Here is a 21,785-nt window from a genome sequence, read left to right as displayed (position 1 = left end):
GAGGCAAGTAGGGTGTCGGCAGGCAATGGAGCCTGCGATTCCCACGTCCAGCAGGAGGTCCGATGACCGACGCCCCAGCCCTCAGCCAAGCGCCCGACGATGACGTCGACAACCTCGAGAACGACAAGGTGATCGACGAGAAGCTGCGCCGCGACGTACGCCGGGTGGCCGACCTCCTGGGGGAGAGCATCGCCCGCCAGGAGGGCGATGACACGCTGGCCCTGGTGGAGCTGGTACGCCGATGGGCCAAGCGAGCGAGGGAGTCGGGTGTAGCGGAGGTCCGGCATGAAGCCGTGGCGAAGGTCCAGGAGATCCTCGCCGAGCAGCCCGACGCGAGCATCAACAAGATGGTCCGCGCGTTCTCGGTCTACTTCAGCCTGGCCAACATGGCCGAGCAGGTGGCCCGGGAGCGGGACATCGAATCGCGGCCGCCGGAGGACGGCTGGCTCGCGCGCACGGTCGCCGCAATCGTCGAGGAACAGGGCGTCGACCAACTCGCCGAAGGCGTCGCGAGCCTCGACGTACGCAGCGTGTTCACCGCCCACCCGACCGAGGCGAGCCGTCGCTCAACGCTCACCAAACTGCGCCGCGTCGCCGACGTGCTGCACCGCGACCACCCCGAGGGCAGCCGTGCGGTGGTGAGCGACGACCGCGAACTGGGCCAGCTGATCGACCTGCTCTGGCAGACCGACATCGTGCGACGCAACCGGCCGACCCCGGTCGACGAAGCACGACACATGATCTATTTCCTGCAAAGCATCCTCACCGATGCACTGCCGGCCCTGGGCCGCGAGCTCGCGGACCTGCTGGCCGAGCACGACGTGAAGCTGCCGCCGGAGCACTTGCCGCTGCGCTTCGGCTCCTGGATCGGCGGCGACCGCGACGGCAACCCCAACGTCACGCCGGCGGTGACCCTCAACGTGCTTCGCCTGCACAACACCGTGGCCACCGAGATCATCCAGAGTCAGCTTCGGATCCTGGTCCGCGAACTGTCCTCCTCCATCGACCACGCCGTCGTGAGCCAGGCCCTGTTGGACTCCATCGAAGAGGACAAAGCCAACCTTCCCGACCTCGACCCGCGCGCGCTCGTGGTGAACGCCAACGAGCCCTACCGGCTCAAGGTCACGGCCATGCAGTTGAAGGTGCGACACACGGCGCAGCGGATCGCCGATGGCACCCCGCACGTTCCTGGGCACGACTACGCCGACCGGGCCGAGATCCTCGCTGACCTGAAGATCATCGACGAGTCCTTGCGTGCTGGCGGCGGCGATCTGATCGCCGACCAGCTTGTGGCAGAAGCGATCCGGGCGATCAGCCAGGTCGGTCTGCACCTGGCCTCACTTGACGTCCGTGAGCACGCCGAGGCCCACCACCACGCTGTCGGGCTCCTGGTCGACCGGTTGGGCGAGCAGGATGTGCCGTACGCCGACCTGGACCGGGAGAGCAAGTTCCGGTTGCTCGCGGACGAGTTGCTCGCCGCCCGGCCGCTGGCTCCCACGCCGCCGCCGCTGGATGAGTGGGGTACGCGCACCTACGGCACGTTCGAGGCGATCAAGGAATTGCAGGGCACCTTCGGCCCGGAGGTCATCGAGACCTACATCGTGTCGATGACCCAGAAGGCGGACGATCTGCTGGCCCCGATCGTGCTGGCCCGTCAGGCCGGTCTGGTCGACCTGGTCGGTGGACCGGACCGGGAACCCTTCTCCCGCTTGGATTTTGCCCCGCTGCTGGAGACCGTCGAGGAGATCCGCCTCGCGGGGCCGGTCCTGGACAAACTGCTGTCCGATCCGGCCTACCGCAAACTGGTCGAACTGCGCGGCAACCTGCAGGAAGTCATGCTCGGCTACTCCGACTCCAACAAGGAGGGCGGCATCACCACCTCTCAGTGGGAGTTGCACCGTGGCCAACGCGCGCTGCGCGACGTGGCCGAGAAGCACGGCGTGAAGCTGCGGCTCTTCCACGGTCGTGGCGGCACCGTCGGGCGTGGTGGCGGTCCGACGTACGACGCGATCCTGGCCCAGCCCTACGGCACGCTGAAGGGTGACATCAAATTCACCGAGCAGGGTGAGGTCATCTCCGACAAGTACTCGCTGCCGACGCTGGCGCTGGAGAACCTCGAACTCGACGTGGCTGCCGTACTCGCGGCGTCGGTGCTGCACCTCGAATCCCGCCACAAGCCAGGCCAATTGGAGCAGTGGGACGAGTTGATGACGTCGGTCAGCGACGCCGCCTACGCCGCCTACCGCGGCCTGGTCGAGGATCCGAACCTGTTCGCCTACTTCCTCGCGTCTACTCCCGTCGAGCAACTGGGTGAGCTCAACATCGGCTCGCGGCCTTCGCGCCGCCCCGACTCCGGTGGTGACATCTCCGGCCTGCGGGCGATCCCGTGGGTGTTCGGCTGGACCCAGTCGCGGCAGATCGTGCCGGGTTGGTACGGCGTGGGGTCGGGCCTGAAGGCCGCGCGCGACGCCGGCCATGAGGAGGTCCTGCGGGAGATGCTCGGTGAGTGGCACTTCTTCAAGACGTTCATCTCCAACGTGGAGATGACCCTGGCCAAGACCGACCTGGACATCGCAGCACACTACGTGGACTCACTGGTGCCGGAAGAGCTGCATGGCGTCTTCGAGAAGGTGAAGGCCGAGTACGAGCTCACGGTGGCCGAGGTGCTCAACCTGACCGGCGAGTCGGAATTGCTGGAAGCGCAGCCGAGCCTGAAGCGCACCTTCGAGGTGCGCGACATCTACCTGCACCCGCTGTCCTACGCGCAGGTCGACCTGCTCGCCCGGGCCCGCAAGGATCCTGACTCGATGACGCCGGATCTGACGCAGGCTCTCCTGCTGTCGATCAACGGTGTCGCGACCGGACTGCGCAACACCGGCTGACGCAGATGGTCAGCGCCGCGAGAGTACCTGCGCTGCAACGGTTTCGAGCACATCCTCGGAACCGGCGTAGGGACCTTCGCGGCGCGGCCAGTGCGTCACCACGTCGGTGAACCCCAGCTCGCCCGCCCGACCCAGGACGTCCTCGAAGTAGTCGGCACTGGTCAGCGCGTACCGCTGGATGTCGACGCTCAGGTGGCGCTGGAAGTCCGGCGCGACGTCGAGATCGTCCAACTGCGAGGACAATTCGGCGACGCTGCGCCACCAGTCCTCGTCCGCATCGGACTTCTTGCCGTACGTCACCCAGCCGTCGCCGATCTCCGCAGCAAGGCGGAGGTTGCGCGGCGCGTTGGCCGCGATGAGCAACGGCACCCGTGACGCACCCGGCCGGGTGCGCGCGTCCACCGCGGTGAAGTGGGTCCCGTCGAACGACACGTGGTCCTCGTCCAGCACGCGCCGCAGCAACCGGGCGAACTCCTGGAATCGCGCAACCCGTTCCTTCAGTGGCAGGTCCAAGCCGAGCGTGCGCGCATCGAGGTTGCCGCCGACACCAGCACCGATGAGGAACCGGCCGTCACTGATGTCGTCGACCGCCAGGATCTCCCGGATGAAAGCAGCCGGATGCCGGAAGTTGGGTGAGGTCACATGCAGGCCGAGGCCGATGCGCGAGGTCACCGCCGCAGCCGCCGAGAGCACGGGCATCGCTCCGTACCAATCGGATTCGGGCAGCCCCTCCCACACCAGATGGTCGTAGGTCCACGCGTGATCAAACCCCAGTTCCTCGGCGCGCTGCCAGCGAGACCGGGTCACTGACCATGGTTCGTCGGTCAGGATCGTGATGCCGACTCTCATCGGGGACTCCTCATCAGTGGCAGGTAGGGGGTCAGATCGGAGCGGCCGCCGGACGCGCTGACCGATCCGGAGGACAGGGCCTCATCCCAGCCGAGCTCACCGACGACCAGTGCCAGCCAGGTGTCGGCCGACATCTCGACGACGTTGGGCGGGGTCCCGCGGCGGTGCACCTGTCCGGCAATCACCTGCACCGCGCCGTACGGCGGCACCCGGACCTCGACCGAGCGGCCGGGCGCGACCAGCCCGAGCTCCTCCAGTGAGTAGCGCACCGCGGTGGCCACCGTGGATCGCTCCCGGTCGCCGCCCACCCAGCCCGCGAGCGCCGTACGCCCCTGCATCGGGTCGATCTTTCGGCGCGCGGGACTCACGAGCCCTAATCTATGCCGGTGGCGCAGTTCGTGACCGATGAGCGTGGCGGGGTGACCGTGCTGCTGGACGGGCACCCCCAGTCGTACGTCGATCCGAACGATCCGGGATTCCTCGCCTTTGAGTACCAGCAACAGTTCGGGATCATCGTCGACACCCAGCCCGGCGGTCCGCTGCGGGTCACCCATGCCGGTGGCGCCGGGCTGACCCTGCCGCGCTACATCCAGCACACGCGGCCCGGCTCGCCGCAGATCGTGCTGGAACCCGATGCCGCGCTCACCGAGCAGGTGCGGGTGCAGGTGCCGCTCCCCCGGGGCCATCGGATCAGAATTCGCCCGCTGACAGGTGAGGTCGGGATCGCGCAACTTAAACCGGAGAGCGCCGACCTGATCGTGGTCGACGCATTCGCCGAGGGGAGGGTGCCGCCCGGTCTGACGACCGCCGACTTCTTCGCGACTGCCGCCGACAAGGCCCCGCTGCTGACGATGAACCTAGCCGACGAACCGGACTGGCGGTACCTCAGCCGGGTCCTCGCAGGGGCAGCAACCGCCTTCGACCAGCTGGTGCTTCTCAGCACCAAGGACACCCTGAAACGGCGCCGCTACGGCAACGTCGTGCTGGTCGCGAGCAACGATTCCGTCAACGTCTCTGAGCTGCAACGGCGCTCGGCGTCAGCTCCCGTACCCACCGGTGCCCTCGGCCCGAAACAGGTCGCCAAACTGGCGGCCAGCGCGCGTCCTTTCAGCGCGGCTGACGCGCAACCCTCTCCGCCCCCGCCGGACCCCGGTCAGTGGCGGCTGCGCTGACACACTCCTCGAACAACACAGACAACGGGATACTGGCCGCCTCCGCCATCATCACGACCACGCTCTGCCGGGCGAACGAACAATAGAGTCCCGCCTCAAGAAACCACGGACGCCCGGCTGGGTCGATCCGGAAGTCGAACAGCCCATACTGACGGCACCCCAACGCGCGGAACGCTGCCCGGGCCGCCTCCTGGACCGGCGCCGTGAGGGGGTCAGCCGGGTCGACGATCCACGCCCGGGACTTTTCCTTCGCCACCAGTTCCAGCTGGTCGCCCGTACCGCGCCGCAGTTTGTCGGCGGCCGTGCGGATCGGAGCGGTCTGCGGGTCCACCGCGTACTCCTCCAACGGCAGGCCCAGCAACTCGCCGTCGCGCTCCAGGACGGCGCAGCGCACCTCCCGGCCGAGCGGCACGAACTGCTCGACCAGGACGTCGGGACCCTCCGCCCGGGCGGCGCTCAGGGCCACGTCCCACTCAGCGAGGGTCCGCACCAAGGACACGCCGAACGAGTTGTCGGCAGCGACCGGCTTCACGACCACGGGCAGCTGAGCCGGCTCGAACGCCGGGCCCCCGGCCCGGATCAGATATCCATCGGGGACGGCGACCCCTTCTGCCGCCGCCACCGCCCGGCAGGCTGCCTTGTCGGCTCCCAGCGCCATCGTGTCCGCACGGTTGCCAACAACGGGTACGCCGAGCACCTCGAACAGCGCGCGGTAGGAGGTCATGCCTTGCGGGCAGAACATCTGCGGGAGGACGACGTCGGGAGCCCAGTCCGTGATGACGGCGATCGCCTCGGACACCGTCATCGTCGGTGCCGCAACGATCGCGGCGGCGGTCAGAGTGTCCGGGAAACACCACTGCCCACCTGGTCGGACGTCCGCGATCAGGAACTCATAGCGCTGCGGGTCAGCTGTCGCCGCCAGGCAGTCGGCTGCGTAGAGCCGGGACAGCTCGGCAAGTCCGGGGTCGGTGGGTGAGCCGGTGAGGTGCAGGATGCGCCGCATCAGTCGCCGGCCGCTTCCACCAACTTGCCGATGTTGAAGTCGATCCGGATGAAATCCTTGCCGGACAACAGGTTTCGCCACAGCAAGAGGGGAATCTGGACGTGATGCTCGATGAAGAACGGCCACGGATCCGCCGGGTCCAGGATGGCGTCCTTGCCGTCCCGGATCACCCGCCAGCGTGCCCGGCGACCGCCCTCACCCGTGATCATCCGCCACAGTTCGTGGTAGAGCCAGTAGGTCGGACGCGCGGTGGGTGACGGCCGCAGCGTGTCATCGCGGTCCTGCAAGTAGGCGGCTGCGAGTTCCGGCTGCTGGTAGAACATGGTGATCGCCGAATGGGTCCTGGGGTTGCACTCGATCGGATAGACCTCGCCGTGCTCATCCTCGATGAAGTCGAAACTGTACTGCCCGGTCAGGCGCAGCGGCCCAACGAAACCACGCACCCACTCCTCGATCGCCGGCTTGTCGACGTGCCGGTAGTTGACCTGGAAGGGCGAGGACGGGCAGCAGGCAAAGACCTGCAGCCGGCCCTCGCGGACCGTGCCGTGCGTGCAGAACTCACGCCCCTCGACGTACTGCTGCAGAACCCACGGATTGTCCGGCGCAATGGGCTTGCTGGCTGCGAACTCGGCTGTGGCGGCGGGTGATTCACGTGGTAGCGGCGTCAGGTCCAACCGGTGGACCGGGTCATAGGAGATGCTCTTGAGCACGTACGGCGATCGGCCGGCCCTGAAGTCGAAGCTCGCCACCTGCGCGGGTTCGGTGATGCGCACCGAGTCCGGAACGTTCAGACCGAGCTTGGCCGCCAGCGCGATGAACTGCTCCTTGTCGTCGAGGATCTCGATCGTGTCGGGATCGCCGTGCAGCACCTCGCAGTAGGGCGACAGCACCGCTTCTGCCTGCGCATCCGGGACGCTGGCGGCCGGGCTGCAGACGGGGACGTAGACATCCACGCCCTCGGCCCGGACCACCCGCAACAACGCCTGCGCGTAGCCCGGATCCTGCGGTGTGGGCACCGGGTAGAACGCATCGACCGCACGGGAGAACCGGTGCCCGCTCCAGCGGTACTTCTCCTGCTCGACCAGAACGACCCGGTGACCGGCAGCGTGGAAACTGCGCGCCAGTTGCAGGGCCTTGGTCATCTTCCCGCCACTGAGCAGGACCGTCCGCCGCGGACCGGACGGATCAATGCGCGGCGGCTGGATGGACCGCCCTTTCGTCAGAGCGATGGCGGTCATCACCAGGTTCGCGGGCGCCATCGCCTGCAGCAGGAGCAGGGCGCCCGCAGTCCTGGCCCGTGCCCGCACGCTGCCGGCGCTCATGCTGCGTACCGTGCGACCATGCCGCGGTGCATGACCCGGTCGCCGTCGACGCCGGAGTGATCGGCCTTGTGCAGGACGCAACCGTTGTCCCACATGACCACATCGCCGGGCCGCCACCCGTGCCGCAGAATGTTCGCCGGCGCTGTCGAATGGTCGAAGAGGTACTGCACGGTCCGCGCTGACTCCTCCTGGTCCATCCCGCTGATCGCGACGCACCGGGCGGGTGTCGACAGATACAGGCTGGTGCGACCGGATACCGGGTGCACGCGGAAGACCGGATGCTCGGCCTCGGTCTCCTGCTCCGGACCCAACCCGGTGACGCCGGTGACGCGATGGGTGATCGACCGCCCCTCGAGCGCCGCCGTGACCTCGGGCGGCAGGGTCTCGTAGGCGCGGTACTGGTTGGTGAACAACGTCTCGCCACCCCGCGACGGCACCACAACCGTGCGCAACGCGGTGTACGCCGGCGGCTGGCTCACGTAGCTGGTGTCGACGTGGAACACACTGCGCGGCGGGCTAGTCCGGCCCACGTTGCTGATCACTTTCAGATCGGGAAAGCCGGGCACGGGGGTCTCGCCCGCGGTGAACATCAGCTCACCGAAGGACCGCAGGAACCGCAGGAACCCCGTGTCGTCCAGTGGCTGATCCCGGAACACCACGACCCCGTGGTCGGCGAGCAGAGCCGGCAACCCGGCCAGTGTCGCCGCATCGACGTCGCGCAGATCAAGGTCAGTCAACTCGACCCCGACCGGCCGCAGCATGGCAATACGCATCATCGGTCCTTTCTGGGACTGCGGCGGATCAGGGTGATGCCGTCACGCACCGGCAACAGCACCTGCTCGACCCGCTCGTCGGCCGCAACGAACTCGTTGAACTTCTCGATCGCAGCGGCGTTCGGCGTGCTGCCCGGAGCAGTCCACGGCAGCCCCTGCATCAGCGTGTTATCGACCACGACCAGGCCCCCGTCGGCGAGCAAGCCGAGGTCGAGCACCGCGTCGAGGTAGCCGTGGTAGCCCGCTTTGTCAGCGTCGATGAACACCAGGTCGAACGTTGCCCCGTCGTCCGCGAGGTGGGCCAGAGTGTGTTCAGCTGGGCCGATCCGGATGTCGAGGCGATCGGCCAGACCGGCGCGATCGAACGCCGTACGGGCGAATTCGCTTGCCCCCGGGTCGATCTCGCACGCCACCAGGAGACCACCGGATGGCAGCGCCTGAGCCATGGCCAGTGCGGAGTACCCGGTGAACATCCCGATCTCCAGGACGCGACGAGCCCGGGTGGCCGCGGTCAGCATCCGCAGGAACTGCCCCTCCACGTGCCCGGAGAGCATCTCCTGCTCCAGACCGGGATGGCCGCCGTCATCCCGATGCTGGTTCCAGTCGTGGGCCGCGGTCCTGGCGGCCAGGTCCCGCAGCTCGGGGGTGGCAGCGGTGGTCGACCGCTCGACGTACCCGTCCAGTCCCTCGGCCAGGTCGCGCGCCCGGGTGAGGCGGTCCACCAGGTCGGGTGACTCGTGCTGCGCAACGACGACCAGGTCGTCCAACTGTTGGGCGAGCAGCCCGACCGGGGTCACCGGCCGGGCGTGCCCAGGGGCACTGACGATCCTCACGACTTGCGGACCGCACCCGAACCGACGAAGGCCTGTTGCCCGATGCCGGCGGCGGGATACCGCGCGCAGACCTCGCGATGCTCCACCAGCGCGGCCACCAACTCCTCGTGGTCGAGATCGTTGATGAAGATGCACTGGCCGATCGGCCGTGGCATCGCCGCGCGCAACGACCCGTCGCGGGTCTGGATGATCGAGGCCGTGGCCCGGCTCAGCAGGTCGGGCGTCAGGTGGGGACTGTCCAGCGACAGACCCAGTTTGCTGAACAGCCAGAAGATCCGGTCCCGTTCGCTCTCCAGGATGTAGCCCCGCCGGGCGGCGATGGTCGCGGACAGGGCCATGTCGACCGAGATGGCGTGCCCGTGGAAGTACGGCGGCTCGGGCGTCAGCTCCAGGGTCGGACTCCAGGTGTGCCCGAAGGCGATCACCCGGTCGAGCTCGATCTCATGAAGGTTGGGCACTTCGAGTTCCAGCATGGTCCGGATCGCCTCGAACGTCACCCGGTCGGCGATCGACCGCAGCTCCGGGGATCCGTCGCGACGGGCGAACCGGGTATCGAGCAGGTCCTCGCCGTACTTCTCCATCAGCTCGAAGATCTCCTTGTTGCCGACGGTGGCAATCTTAATGATCTCGGCCATCCCGTTGCGGACCTGGTCGGTCGGCAGCGTGGCCAGGAAGTCGAAGTCCAGGAGGACCTGCTGACTGGCGTGGAAGGCACCCAACCGGTTCTTGGAGTGGCCGTGGTTCACCGCGACCTTGATTGCGACACTGGCGTCGATCAGACCGATGAGCGTGGTGGGGATGCGTACGTAGTTCGTTGACCGGCGGAACATGGCACACGCGAAACCGGCGACGTCCGTCGACAGCCCGCCGCCCACCACGAGCACGGGTTCCTTTCGTACCAAACCGAATTCGCTCATCGCATCGACGACCCGCTCTGCGGTGCGCATGGTCTTACCGGTCTCGTCGATCGACAGTACGAAGGTCGTCAGAGCGATTCCGTGCGTGTCGAAGTAGGAGCGCAACTGCTCGCCGTACAGCCGGTCGATCTCATCGTCGACCACCGCCAGACACCGACCCCAGGGCCCGAAGATGTCCCGCAGCACCGGCTGGTCCGTGTTGAAGATCCCGTCAACGATACTGAGCGAGTATTCGATTCGCTCGGTGGCTTCGATCGTGAACGTTGAGTCCGAAACGGTGAGCGCGCTCATCGGGTCAGTCCGACCGTCGTCGCATCGAGACGGTCGACGGTCTGGACGTCGCCGAAGTCATGCTCGGCGGTGTTCTCGTTCGGGAAGGCAATGACCGTGACGCCGGCCGCCTGCGCCGAGGCGACACCACCGACGTTGTCCTCGACCGCGACCGCGGACGCGGCGTCCTCGCCGAGTTGTTCCAATGCGTACCGGTACGCGGTCGGGTCGGGTTTGGCGTCGTCCACGCTCTCGGAGTCCACGATGACGTCGAAGTCGTCGGCGCTCAGCTCGCCGCCGAGGCCGGCGAAGAGCGCATCGAGGTTGGCTCTGGCCGTCGTGGTGACCAGACCGACCCGCCAACCGGCGGCCTGGGCTGCACGCACGGTGTCAGCGACACCGGCGCGAGCAGTCACGCCGTCGGCCAGGGCGTCCTGGAACAACGACGATTTGGTGGCATGCACCCCACCGGCGTCCACGCTGTCACCGTGGTCATCGGCGTACTGCGAGATCCGCTGCTTCCCCCCGTTGCCAGTCAGGAGGTCGCGGTAACTCGCCTGGTCCCAGTGCCAATCGAGACCGTGTTCACCGAACGCCTGGTTGAACGCGGAGCGCTGCAACTCAGAGGTATCGGCGATAGTGCTTATGGAACCAAGCAGGAGACTCGGCATTGTGAGCCCTTTCGTCGACCCGCGCGGAATGCGCGGATTAATGGCGGGGCGGGGTGGGATGGGCAGGACGGTACTGAGGCGCGCAGTCCGTCGGCAACGATCCCCGGGGTGGTGCCTGCAGGGATGTTGACACGGCAGTCACCAGGGTGTTCGCGGCAGGATGGCCACATGGATCAGATCACGCTGTCCGACGGGCGGGCCCTCGACGTACGCACCAGCGGGCCGTACACCGGCTACCCGCTCTTCTTCCACCACGGCACCCCCGGCTCGGCCGCACCGATCCGCGCTCTCGAATCGGTCGCCCACGAGAACGGACTGCGCTTCATCACGACCTCTCGCGCGGGGTACGGCGGCTCGGCCCGGCACACCGGCCGCGCGGTCGCAGACGTAGTCGCCGACACCGCTGCCGTACTGGACGAGCTGGGGATCGACGAGTGCGTCGTCGCCGGATGGTCCGGCGGCGGTCCGCATGCATTGGCCTGCGCCGCCCACCTGCCCCACGCGAAGGCGGCGCTGCTGATTGCCGGTGTCGCGCCGTACGACGCCCCGGACCTGGATTTTCTCGCCGGAATGGGTGAGGACAACGTAGAGGAGTTCGGCGCGGCGATCGAGGGTGAGGCCGCGGTGCGCACCTACCTCGAGGCGGCGCGGGAGTACCTCAAGAACGGCGGTCCCGAGGCGATCGGCGAGAGCATGGCCAGCTTGTTGCCACCTGCCGACCTGGCCGTCCTGACCGACGAGTTCGGCCAGGACATGGCCGCCAACTTCGCCGAAGGCCTGCGCCTGAGCGCGGACGGATGGATCGATGACGACCTGGCCTTCGTGCGGCCCTGGGGGTTCGACCTGGCCGACGTGCGGGTGCCGGTGAGCCTCTGGCAGGGCACTGACGACCTCATGGTGCCGTTCGCGCACGGCGAGTGGCTCGCGGCCAACGTGCCCGGCGCGGTCACGCACCTCCTGCCGGGAGAGGGACACCTGTCCGTTGCGATCGGCCGCGCCGAGGACATGTTCACCGAACTACTCGACCTCGCCGGGAAGTAGAGGAGACCGCCATGACCGATGCTGCGCTGCGGGACCTGATCGCCGACCACCGCAACGGCATTCTCGCCACGATCCGCAAGGACGGCCGCCCGCAACAGTCGGTCGTCTCGTATCACTACGACCGCGACCGGGACCTGCTGCGGGTGTCGATCACCGCCGACCGGGCCAAGGCCAAGAACATCGCCCGCGATCCCCGGGTCAACTTCTTGGTCACCGGCAACGACGGCTGGTCGTACGCCGCGTTCGACTCCCGCGCGCAGCTATGGCCGGTCGCCCAATCACCCGATGACGCGAGCGTCGATGAGTTGGTCGACATCTACCGCTCGATCGCCGGCGAGCACGAGAACTGGGACGAGTACCGCGCCGCCATGGTGCGCGACCACCGGGTACCCCTGCACCTGCCGATCGGCCGACTGGTCGGCGTCACGCGCGGCTGAGGCTCAGGCCGAGAAGGTCCGGCCGGTCAGCGTTTCGTACGCCTCGACGTACTTGGCCCGGGTCTTCTCGACCACGTCGTCGGGCAACGCCGGCGGCTCGTGGCCGCTGGTGCGCTCCCAACCGCTGTCCGGGCCGGTCAGCCAGTCTCGTACGAACTGCTTGTCGTACGACGCCTGCGGGTGACCCGGTTCCCAGGCGTCCGCTGGCCAGAACCGGGAAGAATCCGGCGTCAGGACCTCGTCGGCCAGCACCAGCGTGCCGTCGGCGCGCTGCCCGAACTCCACCTTGGTGTCGGCGATGATGATCCCGCGATCGCGGGCAATATCGTTGCCGCGCTGCAGGATTCGCACCGTCAGGTCACGCACCTGATCGGCCAGGTTGAGCCCGACGGTGTCGGCGACGACCTCGAAGGAGATCGGCTCGTCGTGCTCACCCATCGGCGCCTTCGTCGAGGCGGTGAAGATCGGCTCCGGCAGCTTCGAGGCATCGACCAGACCCGCCGGCAGCGGCAGACCGGACACCGCACCGGTCGTCTGGTACTCCGACAGGCCGCCGCCGGTCAGATAGGCCCGGGCCACGCATTCGACCGGCACCATCTGCAGTCGCTCGACAAGGACCGCCCGCCCGGCGACCTGCGCCGGGACGTCGGTGGAGATCACGTGGTTGGGCACCAGGTCGGCCAGTTGCTCGAACCACCACAGGGACAACTGGGTCAGCACCGCACCCTTGTCCGGGATCTCGGTGTCGAGGACGAAGTCGTAGGCCGAGATCCGGTCCGAGGCGACCAACAGCACCTGGTCCTCACGCGGGGCCCCCTCCGCGCCAAGTGGTGCGTAGAGATCACGCACCTTGCCGGAGTAGACGTGCTGGTAACCGGGAAGTTCGGGCGCTGAACTCATGGGCTCATTCTGCCCGGTACGTCGCGCCCCCCGTTGGGGTGTGGCCCGGTGACCTGTCATCGCGCAGGTTGGACGGGTACGGATCATCGACAACAAGGAGCAGTCATGGGACTCAAGGACAACCTGGAGAATCTCGCCGAAGAGGCCAAGGGCAAGATCCAGGAGGCCACGGGCAAGGCGCGCGGCGACGAGCAGCAGCAGGCCGAGGGGCAGGCGACCCAGTCCGAGGCCAACACCAAGCAGGCTGGCGAGAACCTCAAGGACGGCGACTTCAAGGGCGCCGCTCAGAACGCCAAGGACGCGCTCAGCTGATCAGCCCGGGTAGGGCGATCTGACCCCTTTCGGCGCGCAGCGCGATGTCGGTGCGATGTTGGGATCCGGTCAGATCCACCTGATCGACCAGGGCGTAGGCAGCTTGCCGAGCCTGCCCGAGGTCATCACCCAACCCGACCACTGAAAGCACCCGGCCGCCGGCGGACACCAGTCCGTCGGCGGTCGTTTTCGTGCCTGCGTGCAGGACGTACGACGTCTCGGTAGCGGCGGGCACCGACACCGGGTCGCCGGTCCGGGGCGCCGCGGGATAGTTCGCAGCAGCCACCACGACCGTCACCGCGGCGCCCTGGCTCCAGACCAGTTCGGGCAGGTCGCCGAGGGTGCCGTTCGCCGAGGCCAGGAGCAGCTGCGACAGCGGTGTCACCAGACGGGCCAGGACCACCTGCGTCTCGGGGTCGCCGAACCGGGCGTTGAACTCGACCACCCGTGGCCCGCGTGAGGTCAGGGCAAGACCGATGTAGAGCACTCCCGCGAAGGGGGTCCCGCGCCGGTTCATCTCGGCGATGGTGGGCCGGGCCACCCGCTGCATCACGTCCTCGACCAGATCGTCCGGGGCCCAGTCGAGCGGCGAGTAGGCCCCCATCCCGCCGGTGTTGGGGCCCTCATCGCCATCGAAAATGCGCTTGAAATCCTGGGCCGGGACCAGCGGCACCACGTCGGTACCGTCGCTGATGCAGAACAGCGACACCTCCGGGCCGTCCAGGTATTCCTCGACGACGACCGTGCCGCCCTGGGCGATGCAGGCCTGTCCGTGCGCGGTCGCCGCGGCCAGGTCGTCGGTGACGACCACGCCTTTGCCGGCGGCCAGTCCGTCGTCTTTCACGACGTACGGCGCGCCGGTGGCTTCCAGTGCTTCGGCGAGTTGGTCATGGGTCGTGCACACGTATGCACGAGCAGTGGGTACGTCCGCGGCCGCCATGATTTGTTTGGCGAAGGCCTTGCTGCCTTCCAACTGTGCTGCCTGCGAAGACGGCCCGAACACCGAAAACCCTTCTGCGCGAAGGGCATCGGCGACGCCAGCGACCAGCGGAGCTTCCGGTCCGACGACCACCAGATCCGGGGCCACCGACCGGGCGACCGCGACGACCGCGGCCGGATCAGTGATCTCGTCGAGGTCGGCGACCTGTGCCTCTGCCGCGATTCCCGGGTTCCCGGGGGCGCACACCACGGCGCTGATATCGGGGTCGTTGGTCAGGGAATGCACGATGGCGTGCTCACGCGCGCCGCTGCCGATGACGAGAACCTTCACACCGCGAAAGCCTACTGGGGGCTGGTGGCGGCCCATCGGCGTACGTGTTGGGGGTGGTGGGTTCCTCCCGGAAGTCAGGGGGGAGGTCCTCCAGGAGGAACCCACCGCGAGCCCGCGGATCAACCGGAGGGGGGTCGCGGTGACGCACGGACCGGGCTCGCAACGGACGTGTCCGCCGCAAACATCATGGCACAACCCCCGCTGAGCGCCACCCCCACCACCGATCAATTGAGAGATTGATTACCCGAATGTTGATTGTTGTTTGCCTCTCTGCAGGAACGGATGCGCGGTTGCCACGATGCGATGACTAGACTTGACCGTTCGCTCGTTCGTGTCCTGATGGGGAACCCTTTCGTGACTGCACCTAACGCCTCGACGCCGCGCACCGGACCCGTCGAGGTCCCGTCGGCACCTGCCGCATCTGCACCCGACCCTGCCGCTGAGCTCACCGCCGAACTGGCCCACGAGCAGGCCCATGTCGACCGCGTCTACGCCGAACTCACCAAGGCCGGAGAGCGCGCGGCGCTGATCGAGGTTGAGGGTCTGTCGCGCGGTCGCACGGACCGGGTCGGCGTCGCCCGCGAGGAGGAGATCACCGGTTTGTTCGAACGGGACGCGCTGGTTTTCAACGCCGGTCGCCGCCGGCAGTCCCTGGAGCACCAGTACGAGGGCCTGGTCTTCGGCCGCCTGGATCTCGACAACGCCGAGGTGCGGTACATCGGCCGCCTCGGTGTTCGCGATGACGAGTACGAACCGCTGGTCATCGACTGGCGGGCGCCGGCCGCCGCGCCGTTCTACCGCGCCACGCCGGTGTCCCCGGAAGGGGTTGTGCGCCGTCGGGTACTGCGCTGTCGCGACGCGACGGTGCTCGGCATCGAAGACGATCTGATGGTGCCGGAAGCGCCCGACGGCATGGTGGTCGTCGGCGACGGCGCGCTGATGGCCGCGCTGACCCGCAGCCGCGGCGCGCAGATGCGCGACATCGTCGCCACGATCCAGCGCCACCAGGACGAGGCGATCCGGGCCTCCAGCCGCGGCATCACCGAGATCACCGGCGGACCGGGCACCGGCAAGACCGTGGTCGCGCTACACCGTGCGGCCTATTTGTTGTACGCCGATCGGCGGCGCTTCGAGTCCGGCGGCATCCTCGTGGTCGGGCCCTCGGCCGCCTACACCGCGTACATCGAGCGGGTCCTACCCTCTCTCGGCGAGGACAGCGTGACCCTGCGGTCCCTCGGTGACGTGGTCGGCGGGGTCACGGCGACGCGTCTCGACCCGGTGGCTGCTGCCGCGATCAAGGGGTCGCTGCGGATCCGGCGGGTGCTGTCGCGGGCTGCCCGGGACCTGCCGCCGTCCGCTCCGTCGGCGCTGCGGGCGATGGTGGGCGGTGTGCCGGTGCGGATCGATGCGCCGCAGCTGCAGCGGATCCGCGCCGAGATCCTGCGTCACCACCAGCACAACCAGGGCCGGGACGCGGCGCTGTCCGCGCTGGCCGAGGCGGCCTGGCGGCAGGTGCACGACGGCGAGCGCGACGAGTTCCTGGACCGGTTCCGCGAGCACCGGGACATCGAAGCCTTCATCAAGGCGTGGTGGCCGTCGCTGGATCCGCGCGAGGTGTTGCTCTGGCTCGCGGACGAGTCCCGCTTGGCGTCCTATGCACACGGGGTGCTCGATGCGGAGCAGCAATCCGTGCTGAGTGCATCCCTGCAGACCGCGCTCGCGACCGGCACCTGGTCGGTCGCCGACGTCGCCCTGATCGACGACCTGTCCGCCCGTCTGGGGATCGCCGCTCCCGAGCCGGAGGAGGAGCGCGGCTTCTACGAGATCGAGGAGCTGGAGAACGTCGGCCAGTACGGCGTGTCCGAGGTCGAGGTGCGCGGCACCTCCGCGCAGGTCGCGCCGACGTTCCAGATCACGCCACAGGATGCGCGGGAGCGACTGCTGCAGGGTGCGATCGGTGAGCGTGGCGAGTACGCGCACGTGCTGGTCGATGAGGCCCAGGACCTGTCGCCGATGCAGTGGCGGATGCTGGGCCGCCGCGGCCGCACTGCTAGTTGGACCGTGGTCGGGGACGCCGCCCAGAGTTCCTGGGATGACGCTGCTGAGGCCGCGACCGCCCGCGACGAAGCGTTCGGTGCGAAGGAGCGTCAGCGGTTCCACATGGACACCAACTACCGCAACGCCCGCGAGATCTTCGATACCGCAGCCGAGTTGATCCGCAAGGTGATGCCGGACGCGGACATTCCCAACGCCGTACGGGAAACGGGGGTCTATCCGGTGCGCCGGACGGTTGCCTCCGATGCACTGCCGACAGCGGTCGACGATGCGGTCCGGGACCTCCTTGCCGAGGTGGACGGTTCGGTCGCGGTCATCGCTCCCGAGGTGCACCGGCCGGTCCTGTCCGACGTCACCACGCTGGACGACCGGGTGGTACTGATCGATCCGATGTCGACCAAGGGCCTGGAGTATGACGCGACGGTCATCGTGGACCCGGACGCCATCACCGCGGAATCAGCGGGCGGCGCTAGGGTCACCTACGTCGCGCTCACCCGGGCCGCGCATCGGATGACCGTGCTGGAGGTCGCGTGATGAGTTCGCAAAACAGCGCGCCTGACGCGGTGCTGGCCGGCTACCGACGTTCGATCGACAACATCGACGCGGCGCTGATCCATATGCTGGCCGAGCGGTTCCGGATCACCCAGGCCGTCGGTGCCTACAAGGCCGAGCAGAAGCTGCCACCCGCCGATCCCGCTCGTGAGGAGCAGCAGATCGCGCGGCTGCGGGGGTTGGCGCAGGACGCGGGTCTGGACCCGGAATTCAGCGAGAAGTTCCTGCGGTTCGTGATCGACGAGGTGATCCACCACCACGAGCGGATCAGAGTGCTGTCTGACGAAGCCTGACCTCCACAGACTTTTGGAACGCGATTCACCCGAAATCGCGCTGACAGGGTGAATCGCGTTCCAAAGCTGGGGAGGCGTGGCGTACGCAGGACGACATGACGGAGCCCCGCGGCGTACGCCGCGGGGCTCCTTCGTAGTGCGTCTAGGCGAAGATCACTGAACCGTGATCGCCGGGGTCAGCGGGACCGAGGTCGCCGGGGCCGTCGACGTACCGGTGGTGCACTTGATGTAGTTGGTGCCCTTGTTCGGGGCGCCGGTGTCCGGGTCCGAACCGGTCCAGTTCAGGACCACGGTGAAGTCGCCGGCGGCGATGTTGATGGTGCCCGCGGTCGTCGAGGTCTCCAGGGAGCCCGTGCCAGTTGCGGTCGTGGTGATACCACCGGAGGCGGGCACCGGGAAAGTGCCGATGTTCAGGTTGCCGGTGCGGGTGGCACCGGAGTTCAAGACCTGGCCCGTCGCGGTGTACCCCGCTGCTGAGGTACCACCGGTGACCGTCTCGGCGCCGAAGCCGCGCAACACGTTTCCGGCCGTCGTGGAGGTGATCACGTTGGCGGTGATCTGCGGAGGGGTCTTCAACGTCGACCCGGCGTGCACCGCGGTGCAGGTGGCGACGATGATCTGGACGCGCCAGTTGCCCAGCCCCGTGCCCGTCGGGTTACCAGCCTCGTCGGTCTGCACGCAGGCGTAGTTGGGCGTGGCCGGGACGCCGGACGTGGAGTTGGACAGCGTGCCGGAACTGATGCAGTCGGCCGGGCTGGCGGATGCGGTGGGGGCGGCAGCGGCGACGGCAACAACCGGCACCGACCAAGCGGCGCCCTTTGCCAGCGTGCGGCGGGAAATCGTGGTGGTCATGGTGTGGGTTATCTCCATCCAGGCTTCCGGGTATGTGAACTGCGTTACACCTTAGCCGCCTTGCGGGCTTCTACCAACGGTTACGGAACAGAAAGTTTCTCAACTTACGGACCCGTAGGTGTTGCGCACGTCACACTGTGGCCTACCGATCGGTATCTCGTCAAGCAGGTGCCCGTGGACAATTTCGGTGGACCTACTCCGGGGTGCCGCCCGAGGGGCGAGAAACCCCGTAATCCAGCAGTTCGCGCACCGTCTGCGGCCCGAGCGCCAACAGCAAAGTCGGCAGTCGCGGACCGGTGTCCTTGTCGATCAACACGTCGTAAAGCAGCTTGAAGAAGCTGCGCTGGGCCGCGGCCAACTCCTTGTCGCCCTTCACGATGGCAGCCGGATCCATCCCCCGCAGGACCTTCGGCACGCCGTACACCTGGTGGGTCAGCCCGGCCAACGTCCAGTCGGCATCGATCGGACCCAACCCGGAGCCCCCATCGAGCAGTAGGGCGATCGCCCGGCTCTCCTCCTGAGTGAGCTCACGGGACGAGCGCGCCGTACGCACCACGGTCTTGTCCTGCTCGGGCATCTGCGTCGCCACCCAGTGCTCGACACAGGTGAGGCGCGGCCGCAGGGCCGCCACCGAGGGGACCGGCGAGGACGGATCGAGCTGCTGCACGATCCGTAGCACCTGCTCCTCGTCACCGGTCGTGATGTCCACGATCGAGGCGAGCGTGCGGTAGGACACCGGGTACTCGGTCACCGGCAGCGGCCCGGCCGCGGTCGAACTGGCCCGCGTGTAGGACGCGACGTCGCCCGCCTGCCCCGTGCCGGCCTGGACCTTGCGCGCCAGGGCGTCCCACTCGTCGTACGTGCGCTGCAGGTCCGCATCGAACGAGACTGTGAACGATTGGTTGGGCTTGCGCCGGGCGTAGAGCCAGCGCAGGACCGCCGGCTCCATGATCTCCAGGGCGTCCGACGGGGTCGGCACCCCGCCCTTGGAGGAGGACATCTTGGCCATCCCCTTGATGCCGACGAAGGCATACATCGGGCCGATGGGGCGCTGCCAGCCGAAGATCGGCGCCAACTCCAACCCCACGGCGTACGACGATCCCGGGCTTTGGTGGTCAACGCCGGACGGCTCGAAGACCACCCCTTCGTACGCCCAGCGCATCGGCCAGTCCACCTTCCACACCAGCTTGCCGTGCGTGAAGGTGTGCAGGTCGACGGTCTCGTCGTGCCCGCAGTGGTCGCAGTGATAGCTGAGCTGCGCGGTCGCATCGTCGTAGGCGGTGACCGTCGTGAAGTCGGTGTTGCAGACGGTGCAGTACGGCTTGTACGGGTAGTAACCGGCCTCCTCGGCTGCTGCGCCCGAACCCTCGCGGGCGGCCGCCTCGTCGGCGTCCTCGTCCTCATCGGCGGTCTTGGGCAGCGTGCGGTGCTGGTCCAGAACCTTGTCGATCTGGTCGCGATGCCCCATCGCGAAGATCACCTGGTCGATGTAGGCGCCGGAGGTGTACTGCTGCGTCTGGCTGATCCCGCGGTAGGTGATGCCCATCGCCGCGAGCGCCTCCTCGCACTGGGCGCGGAAGTGCGCGGCCCAGGACTCGTGCGGGGAACCAGGCGGAGCAGGTACGGCGGTCAGCGGCTGACCGATGTACTGCGCCCAGGACTGGTCCACTCCGGGGAAATTGGGCACCTTGCGGAAACGGTCGTAGTCGTCCCAGCTGATGATGTGCTCGACCTCGATACCGCGGCGGGCGATCTCGTCGGCGACCAGGTGCGGGGTGATGACCTCACGCAGGTTGCCCAGGTGGATCGGGCCGGAGGGCGAGATACCGGACGCACAGACGATCTTGACGTCACGGCGCCGCGCGTCGGCGATGACCTCGTCGGCCAGGCGGGAGACCCAGTCGTCGAGCATCATGCACCCAGCAAGTCGTGCCGCACGATGACCTCTTCGCGGCCGGGGCCGACACCGATCACCGAGATCCGGGCACCGATGCGCTCCTCGACGAACTCCACGTAGGCGCGGCAGTTCGCGGGCAGTTCCTCGTAGCTGCGGCAGCCGGAGATGTCCTCGAACCAGCCCGGCAACTCCTCGTAAATAGGAGTGGCGTGGTGGAAGTCGGACTGGCTCACCGGGATCTCGTCGTGGCGGACGCCGTCGACGTCGTAGGCCACACAGACCGGGACCGTCTCCAGGCCGGTGAGGACGTCGAGCTTGGTGAGGACGAAGTCGGTGACGCCGTTGATGCGGGTCGCGTAGCGGCCGATCACGGTGTCGACCCAGCCGCAGCGACGGGGGCGACCGGTGGTGGTGCCGAACTCCGCGCCCTGCTTGCGCAGGAACTCGCCCTTGTCATCGTGCAACTCGGTGGGGAACGGGCCCTCCCCCACGCGGGTCGTGTAGGCCTTGAAGATCGCAATGACCCGGTCGACGCGCGTGGGCGGAATGCCGGCGCCGGTGCACGCACCCGCGCTGATCGCGTTGGAGGAGGTGACGAACGGGTAGGTGCCGTGGTCGACGTCCAGCAAGGTGGCCTGGCCGGCCTCGCAGAGGACGGTCTCACCGTTGGTGAGCGCGGTGTCCAGCAGCAGGGAGGTGTCCACGACCATGGGACGCAACCGATCGACGTACTGCAAGAGGTCCTCGACCACCTCGTCGACGGCGACGGCGCGGCGGTTGTAGACCTTCACCAGCAGGTGGTTCTTGATGTCGAGGGCTGCCTCCACCTTCTGCCGCAGGATCGACTCGTCGAAGAGGTCCTGGACGCGGATGCCGACGCGGTTCATCTTGTCGGCGTAGGTCGGGCCGATACCGCGGCCGGTGGTGCCGATCTTGCGGGAGCCCAGGAAGCGCTCGGTGACCTTGTCGAGGGTCTTGTTGTAGCTGGCGATGATGTGCGCGTTGGCGCTGACCTTCAGGGCGGAGGTGTCGATGCCCCGCGCTTCGAGGCCGTCGATCTCCTCGAAGAGCACACCGAGGTCGATGACAACCCCGTTGGCGATGACCGGGACGACGCCTTCGGTGAGGATGCCGCTGGGCAGCAGGTGCAGGGCGTACTTCTCGCGGCTGCCGTCCGGCTGCTCGATGACGACGGTGTGCCCGGCGTTGTTGCCGCCGTTGAACTTCACGACGTAGTCGATGCGGTCCCCGAGCAGGTCGGTCGCCTTGCCCTTGCCTTCATCCCCCCATTGGGCGCCGACAAGAACGATCGCAGGCATGGTGAATCCTCTGTAGTAATCGGTGGGCCACCTGCGAGTTTATCGGTCGCGGCGGCCCGGCCCGGAATCGCTTGCCTGGCTGGCGTCGGGTTCGGTCACGGATGGCCGATCTGCCGCGTTTCAACCGACAATCCGTGACCGAACCCGGTCGCAGTTAGCGGCCGC

At 67.8% G+C, this 21,785-nt stretch carries 20 protein-coding genes; 7 read left to right on the top strand and 13 right to left on the bottom strand.

Translation table 11 applies throughout. The features are described 5' to 3' along the window. Nucleotides 1-62: 62 nt before the first annotated feature. Complete coding sequence (gene ppc, locus AZH51_RS15915; protein WP_291525831.1) at nt 63-2,882, top strand: phosphoenolpyruvate carboxylase; 2,820 nt, start codon at nt 63-65, stop codon at nt 2,880-2,882. Between the two features lie 9 nt (nt 2,883-2,891). On the opposite strand, the gene AZH51_RS15910 is transcribed toward ppc, so the two are convergent. Beyond that, a complete protein-coding gene (locus AZH51_RS15910) occupies nt 2,892-3,731 on the bottom strand; it encodes an LLM class flavin-dependent oxidoreductase (protein WP_291525830.1) in 840 nt (279 codons plus the stop codon). After that, on the bottom strand, nt 3,728-4,099 hold the full coding sequence (locus AZH51_RS15905) for a sterol carrier family protein (protein ID WP_367188063.1): 372 nt from the start codon (nt 4,097-4,099) through the stop codon (nt 3,728-3,730). The genes AZH51_RS15910 and AZH51_RS15905 overlap by 4 nt, the downstream gene beginning before the upstream one ends. Before the next feature lie 18 nt (nt 4,100-4,117). On the opposite strand from AZH51_RS15905, the gene AZH51_RS15900 reads away from it, so the two are divergent. Next, nucleotides 4,118-4,903, top strand: coding sequence for a spermidine synthase (locus AZH51_RS15900; RefSeq protein ID WP_291525829.1), 786 nt, complete (start codon nt 4,118-4,120; stop codon nt 4,901-4,903). Here AZH51_RS15900 and AZH51_RS15895 read toward each other — a convergent pair. The 6 genes from AZH51_RS15895 to AZH51_RS15870 are packed head-to-tail and all read right to left on the bottom strand — an operon-like array spanning nt 4,839 to nt 10,692. Continuing rightward, nucleotides 4,839-5,906, bottom strand: coding sequence for a hypothetical protein (locus tag AZH51_RS15895; protein WP_291525828.1), 1,068 nt, complete (start codon nt 5,904-5,906; stop codon nt 4,839-4,841). The two genes, AZH51_RS15900 and AZH51_RS15895, sit on opposite strands and share 65 nt — an antisense overlap. Beyond that, a complete protein-coding gene (locus AZH51_RS15890; RefSeq protein WP_291525827.1) occupies nt 5,906-7,228 on the bottom strand; it encodes a hypothetical protein in 1,323 nt (440 codons plus the stop codon). Before AZH51_RS15890 ends, AZH51_RS15895 begins: the two co-directional genes overlap by 1 nt. Continuing rightward, a complete protein-coding gene (locus AZH51_RS15885) occupies nt 7,225-8,001 on the bottom strand; it encodes a TauD/TfdA family dioxygenase (protein ID WP_291525826.1) in 777 nt (258 codons plus the stop codon). Before AZH51_RS15885 ends, AZH51_RS15890 begins: the two co-directional genes overlap by 4 nt. Next, nucleotides 8,001-8,834 (bottom strand): O-methyltransferase, encoded by an 834-nt coding sequence (locus AZH51_RS15880; RefSeq protein WP_291525825.1) that lies wholly within the window; start codon nt 8,832-8,834, stop codon nt 8,001-8,003. Before AZH51_RS15880 ends, AZH51_RS15885 begins: the two co-directional genes overlap by 1 nt. After that, the gene (locus AZH51_RS15875; RefSeq protein ID WP_291525824.1) at nt 8,831-10,042 is read right to left on the bottom strand and encodes a sedoheptulose 7-phosphate cyclase; all 1,212 of its coding nucleotides are present in this window, start codon (nt 10,040-10,042) and stop codon (nt 8,831-8,833) included. Before AZH51_RS15875 ends, AZH51_RS15880 begins: the two co-directional genes overlap by 4 nt. Further along, entirely contained in the window at nt 10,039-10,692 is a 654-nt protein-coding gene (locus AZH51_RS15870; RefSeq protein ID WP_291525823.1) for an HAD family phosphatase, read from the bottom strand. Before AZH51_RS15870 ends, AZH51_RS15875 begins: the two co-directional genes overlap by 4 nt. A gap of 168 nt (nt 10,693-10,860) precedes the next feature. Between AZH51_RS15870 and AZH51_RS15865 the strand changes: the two genes are divergently transcribed. Both AZH51_RS15865 and AZH51_RS15860 read left to right on the top strand, forming a co-directional pair. Continuing rightward, the gene (locus tag AZH51_RS15865; protein ID WP_291525822.1) at nt 10,861-11,733 is read left to right on the top strand and encodes an alpha/beta hydrolase; all 873 of its coding nucleotides are present in this window, start codon (nt 10,861-10,863) and stop codon (nt 11,731-11,733) included. An 11-nt stretch (nt 11,734-11,744) separates the two neighbouring features. Beyond that, entirely contained in the window at nt 11,745-12,170 is a 426-nt protein-coding gene (locus AZH51_RS15860; RefSeq protein WP_291525821.1) for a PPOX class F420-dependent oxidoreductase, read from the top strand. Between the two features lie 3 nt (nt 12,171-12,173). On the opposite strand, the gene AZH51_RS15855 is transcribed toward AZH51_RS15860, so the two are convergent. Next, on the bottom strand, nt 12,174-13,070 hold the full coding sequence (locus AZH51_RS15855) for a phosphoribosylaminoimidazolesuccinocarboxamide synthase (protein ID WP_291525820.1): 897 nt from the start codon (nt 13,068-13,070) through the stop codon (nt 12,174-12,176). 105 nt (nt 13,071-13,175) lie between these two features. Between AZH51_RS15855 and AZH51_RS15850 the strand changes: the two genes are divergently transcribed. Next, nucleotides 13,176-13,382, top strand: a complete 207-nt coding sequence (locus AZH51_RS15850) for a CsbD family protein (protein ID WP_291525819.1) — start codon at nt 13,176-13,178, stop codon at nt 13,380-13,382. Here AZH51_RS15850 and purD read toward each other — a convergent pair. Continuing rightward, nucleotides 13,375-14,652, bottom strand: coding sequence for a phosphoribosylamine--glycine ligase (gene purD, locus AZH51_RS15845; protein ID WP_291525818.1), 1,278 nt, complete (start codon nt 14,650-14,652; stop codon nt 13,375-13,377). The genes AZH51_RS15850 and purD overlap by 8 nt on opposite strands. 456 nt (nt 14,653-15,108) lie before the next feature. On the opposite strand from purD, the gene AZH51_RS15840 reads away from it, so the two are divergent. Next, nucleotides 15,109-17,241, top strand: coding sequence for a UvrD-helicase domain-containing protein (locus AZH51_RS15840; protein ID WP_291525857.1), 2,133 nt, complete (start codon nt 15,109-15,111; stop codon nt 17,239-17,241). Further along, entirely contained in the window at nt 17,241-17,552 is a 312-nt protein-coding gene (locus tag AZH51_RS15835; protein ID WP_291525817.1) for a chorismate mutase, read from the top strand. Before AZH51_RS15840 ends, AZH51_RS15835 begins: the two co-directional genes overlap by 1 nt. Nucleotides 17,553-17,705: 153 nt before the next feature. Here the strand turns inward: AZH51_RS15835 and AZH51_RS15830 are convergent, their stop codons facing one another. The 3 genes from AZH51_RS15830 to AZH51_RS15820 form a co-directional block, all read right to left on the bottom strand. Further along, nucleotides 17,706-18,404, bottom strand: a complete 699-nt coding sequence (locus AZH51_RS15830; protein WP_291525816.1) for a DUF6801 domain-containing protein — start codon at nt 18,402-18,404, stop codon at nt 17,706-17,708. A gap of 193 nt (nt 18,405-18,597) precedes the next feature. Then, the gene (gene lysS / locus AZH51_RS15825) at nt 18,598-20,319 is read right to left on the bottom strand and encodes a lysine--tRNA ligase (RefSeq protein ID WP_291525815.1); all 1,722 of its coding nucleotides are present in this window, start codon (nt 20,317-20,319) and stop codon (nt 18,598-18,600) included. Then, a complete protein-coding gene (locus tag AZH51_RS15820; RefSeq protein WP_291525814.1) occupies nt 20,316-21,620 on the bottom strand; it encodes an adenylosuccinate synthase in 1,305 nt (434 codons plus the stop codon). Before AZH51_RS15820 ends, lysS begins: the two co-directional genes overlap by 4 nt. Nucleotides 21,621-21,785: the final 165 nt, after the last annotated feature.

The organism is Branchiibius sp. NY16-3462-2 (assembly GCF_001594145.1).
Lineage (GTDB): Bacteria > Actinomycetota > Actinomycetes > Actinomycetales > Dermatophilaceae > Branchiibius.
This window is presented reverse-complemented; position numbering and strand designations above follow the sequence as displayed.

What these genes read in the sequence shown, in the direction of transcription:
- AZH51_RS15835 (WP_291525817.1), top strand. Translation starts at nt 17,241, where the DNA reads ATGAGTTCGCAAAACAGCGCGCCTGACGCGGTGCTGGCCGGCTACCGA.
- AZH51_RS15855 (WP_291525820.1), bottom strand. Translation starts at nt 13,070, where the DNA reads ATGAGTTCAGCGCCCGAACTTCCCGGTTACCAGCACGTCTACTCCGGC.
- AZH51_RS15885 (WP_291525826.1), bottom strand. Translation starts at nt 8,001, where the DNA reads ATGCGTATTGCCATGCTGCGGCCGGTCGGGGTCGAGTTGACTGACCTT.
- AZH51_RS15860 (WP_291525821.1), top strand. Translation starts at nt 11,745, where the DNA reads ATGACCGATGCTGCGCTGCGGGACCTGATCGCCGACCACCGCAACGGC.
- AZH51_RS15820 (WP_291525814.1), bottom strand. Translation starts at nt 21,620, where the DNA reads ATGCCTGCGATCGTTCTTGTCGGCGCCCAATGGGGGGATGAAGGCAAG.
- AZH51_RS15910 (WP_291525830.1), bottom strand. Translation starts at nt 3,731, where the DNA reads ATGAGAGTCGGCATCACGATCCTGACCGACGAACCATGGTCAGTGACC.
- AZH51_RS15875 (WP_291525824.1), bottom strand. Translation starts at nt 10,042, where the DNA reads ATGAGCGCGCTCACCGTTTCGGACTCAACGTTCACGATCGAAGCCACC.
- lysS (WP_291525815.1), bottom strand. Translation starts at nt 20,319, where the DNA reads ATGATGCTCGACGACTGGGTCTCCCGCCTGGCCGACGAGGTCATCGCC.
- ppc (WP_291525831.1), top strand. Translation starts at nt 63, where the DNA reads ATGACCGACGCCCCAGCCCTCAGCCAAGCGCCCGACGATGACGTCGAC.
- AZH51_RS15830 (WP_291525816.1), bottom strand. Translation starts at nt 18,404, where the DNA reads ATGACCACCACGATTTCCCGCCGCACGCTGGCAAAGGGCGCCGCTTGG.
- AZH51_RS15850 (WP_291525819.1), top strand. Translation starts at nt 13,176, where the DNA reads ATGGGACTCAAGGACAACCTGGAGAATCTCGCCGAAGAGGCCAAGGGC.
- AZH51_RS15890 (WP_291525827.1), bottom strand. Translation starts at nt 7,228, where the DNA reads ATGAGCGCCGGCAGCGTGCGGGCACGGGCCAGGACTGCGGGCGCCCTG.
- AZH51_RS15895 (WP_291525828.1), bottom strand. Translation starts at nt 5,906, where the DNA reads ATGCGGCGCATCCTGCACCTCACCGGCTCACCCACCGACCCCGGACTT.
- AZH51_RS15870 (WP_291525823.1), bottom strand. Translation starts at nt 10,692, where the DNA reads ATGCCGAGTCTCCTGCTTGGTTCCATAAGCACTATCGCCGATACCTCT.
- AZH51_RS15865 (WP_291525822.1), top strand. Translation starts at nt 10,861, where the DNA reads ATGGATCAGATCACGCTGTCCGACGGGCGGGCCCTCGACGTACGCACC.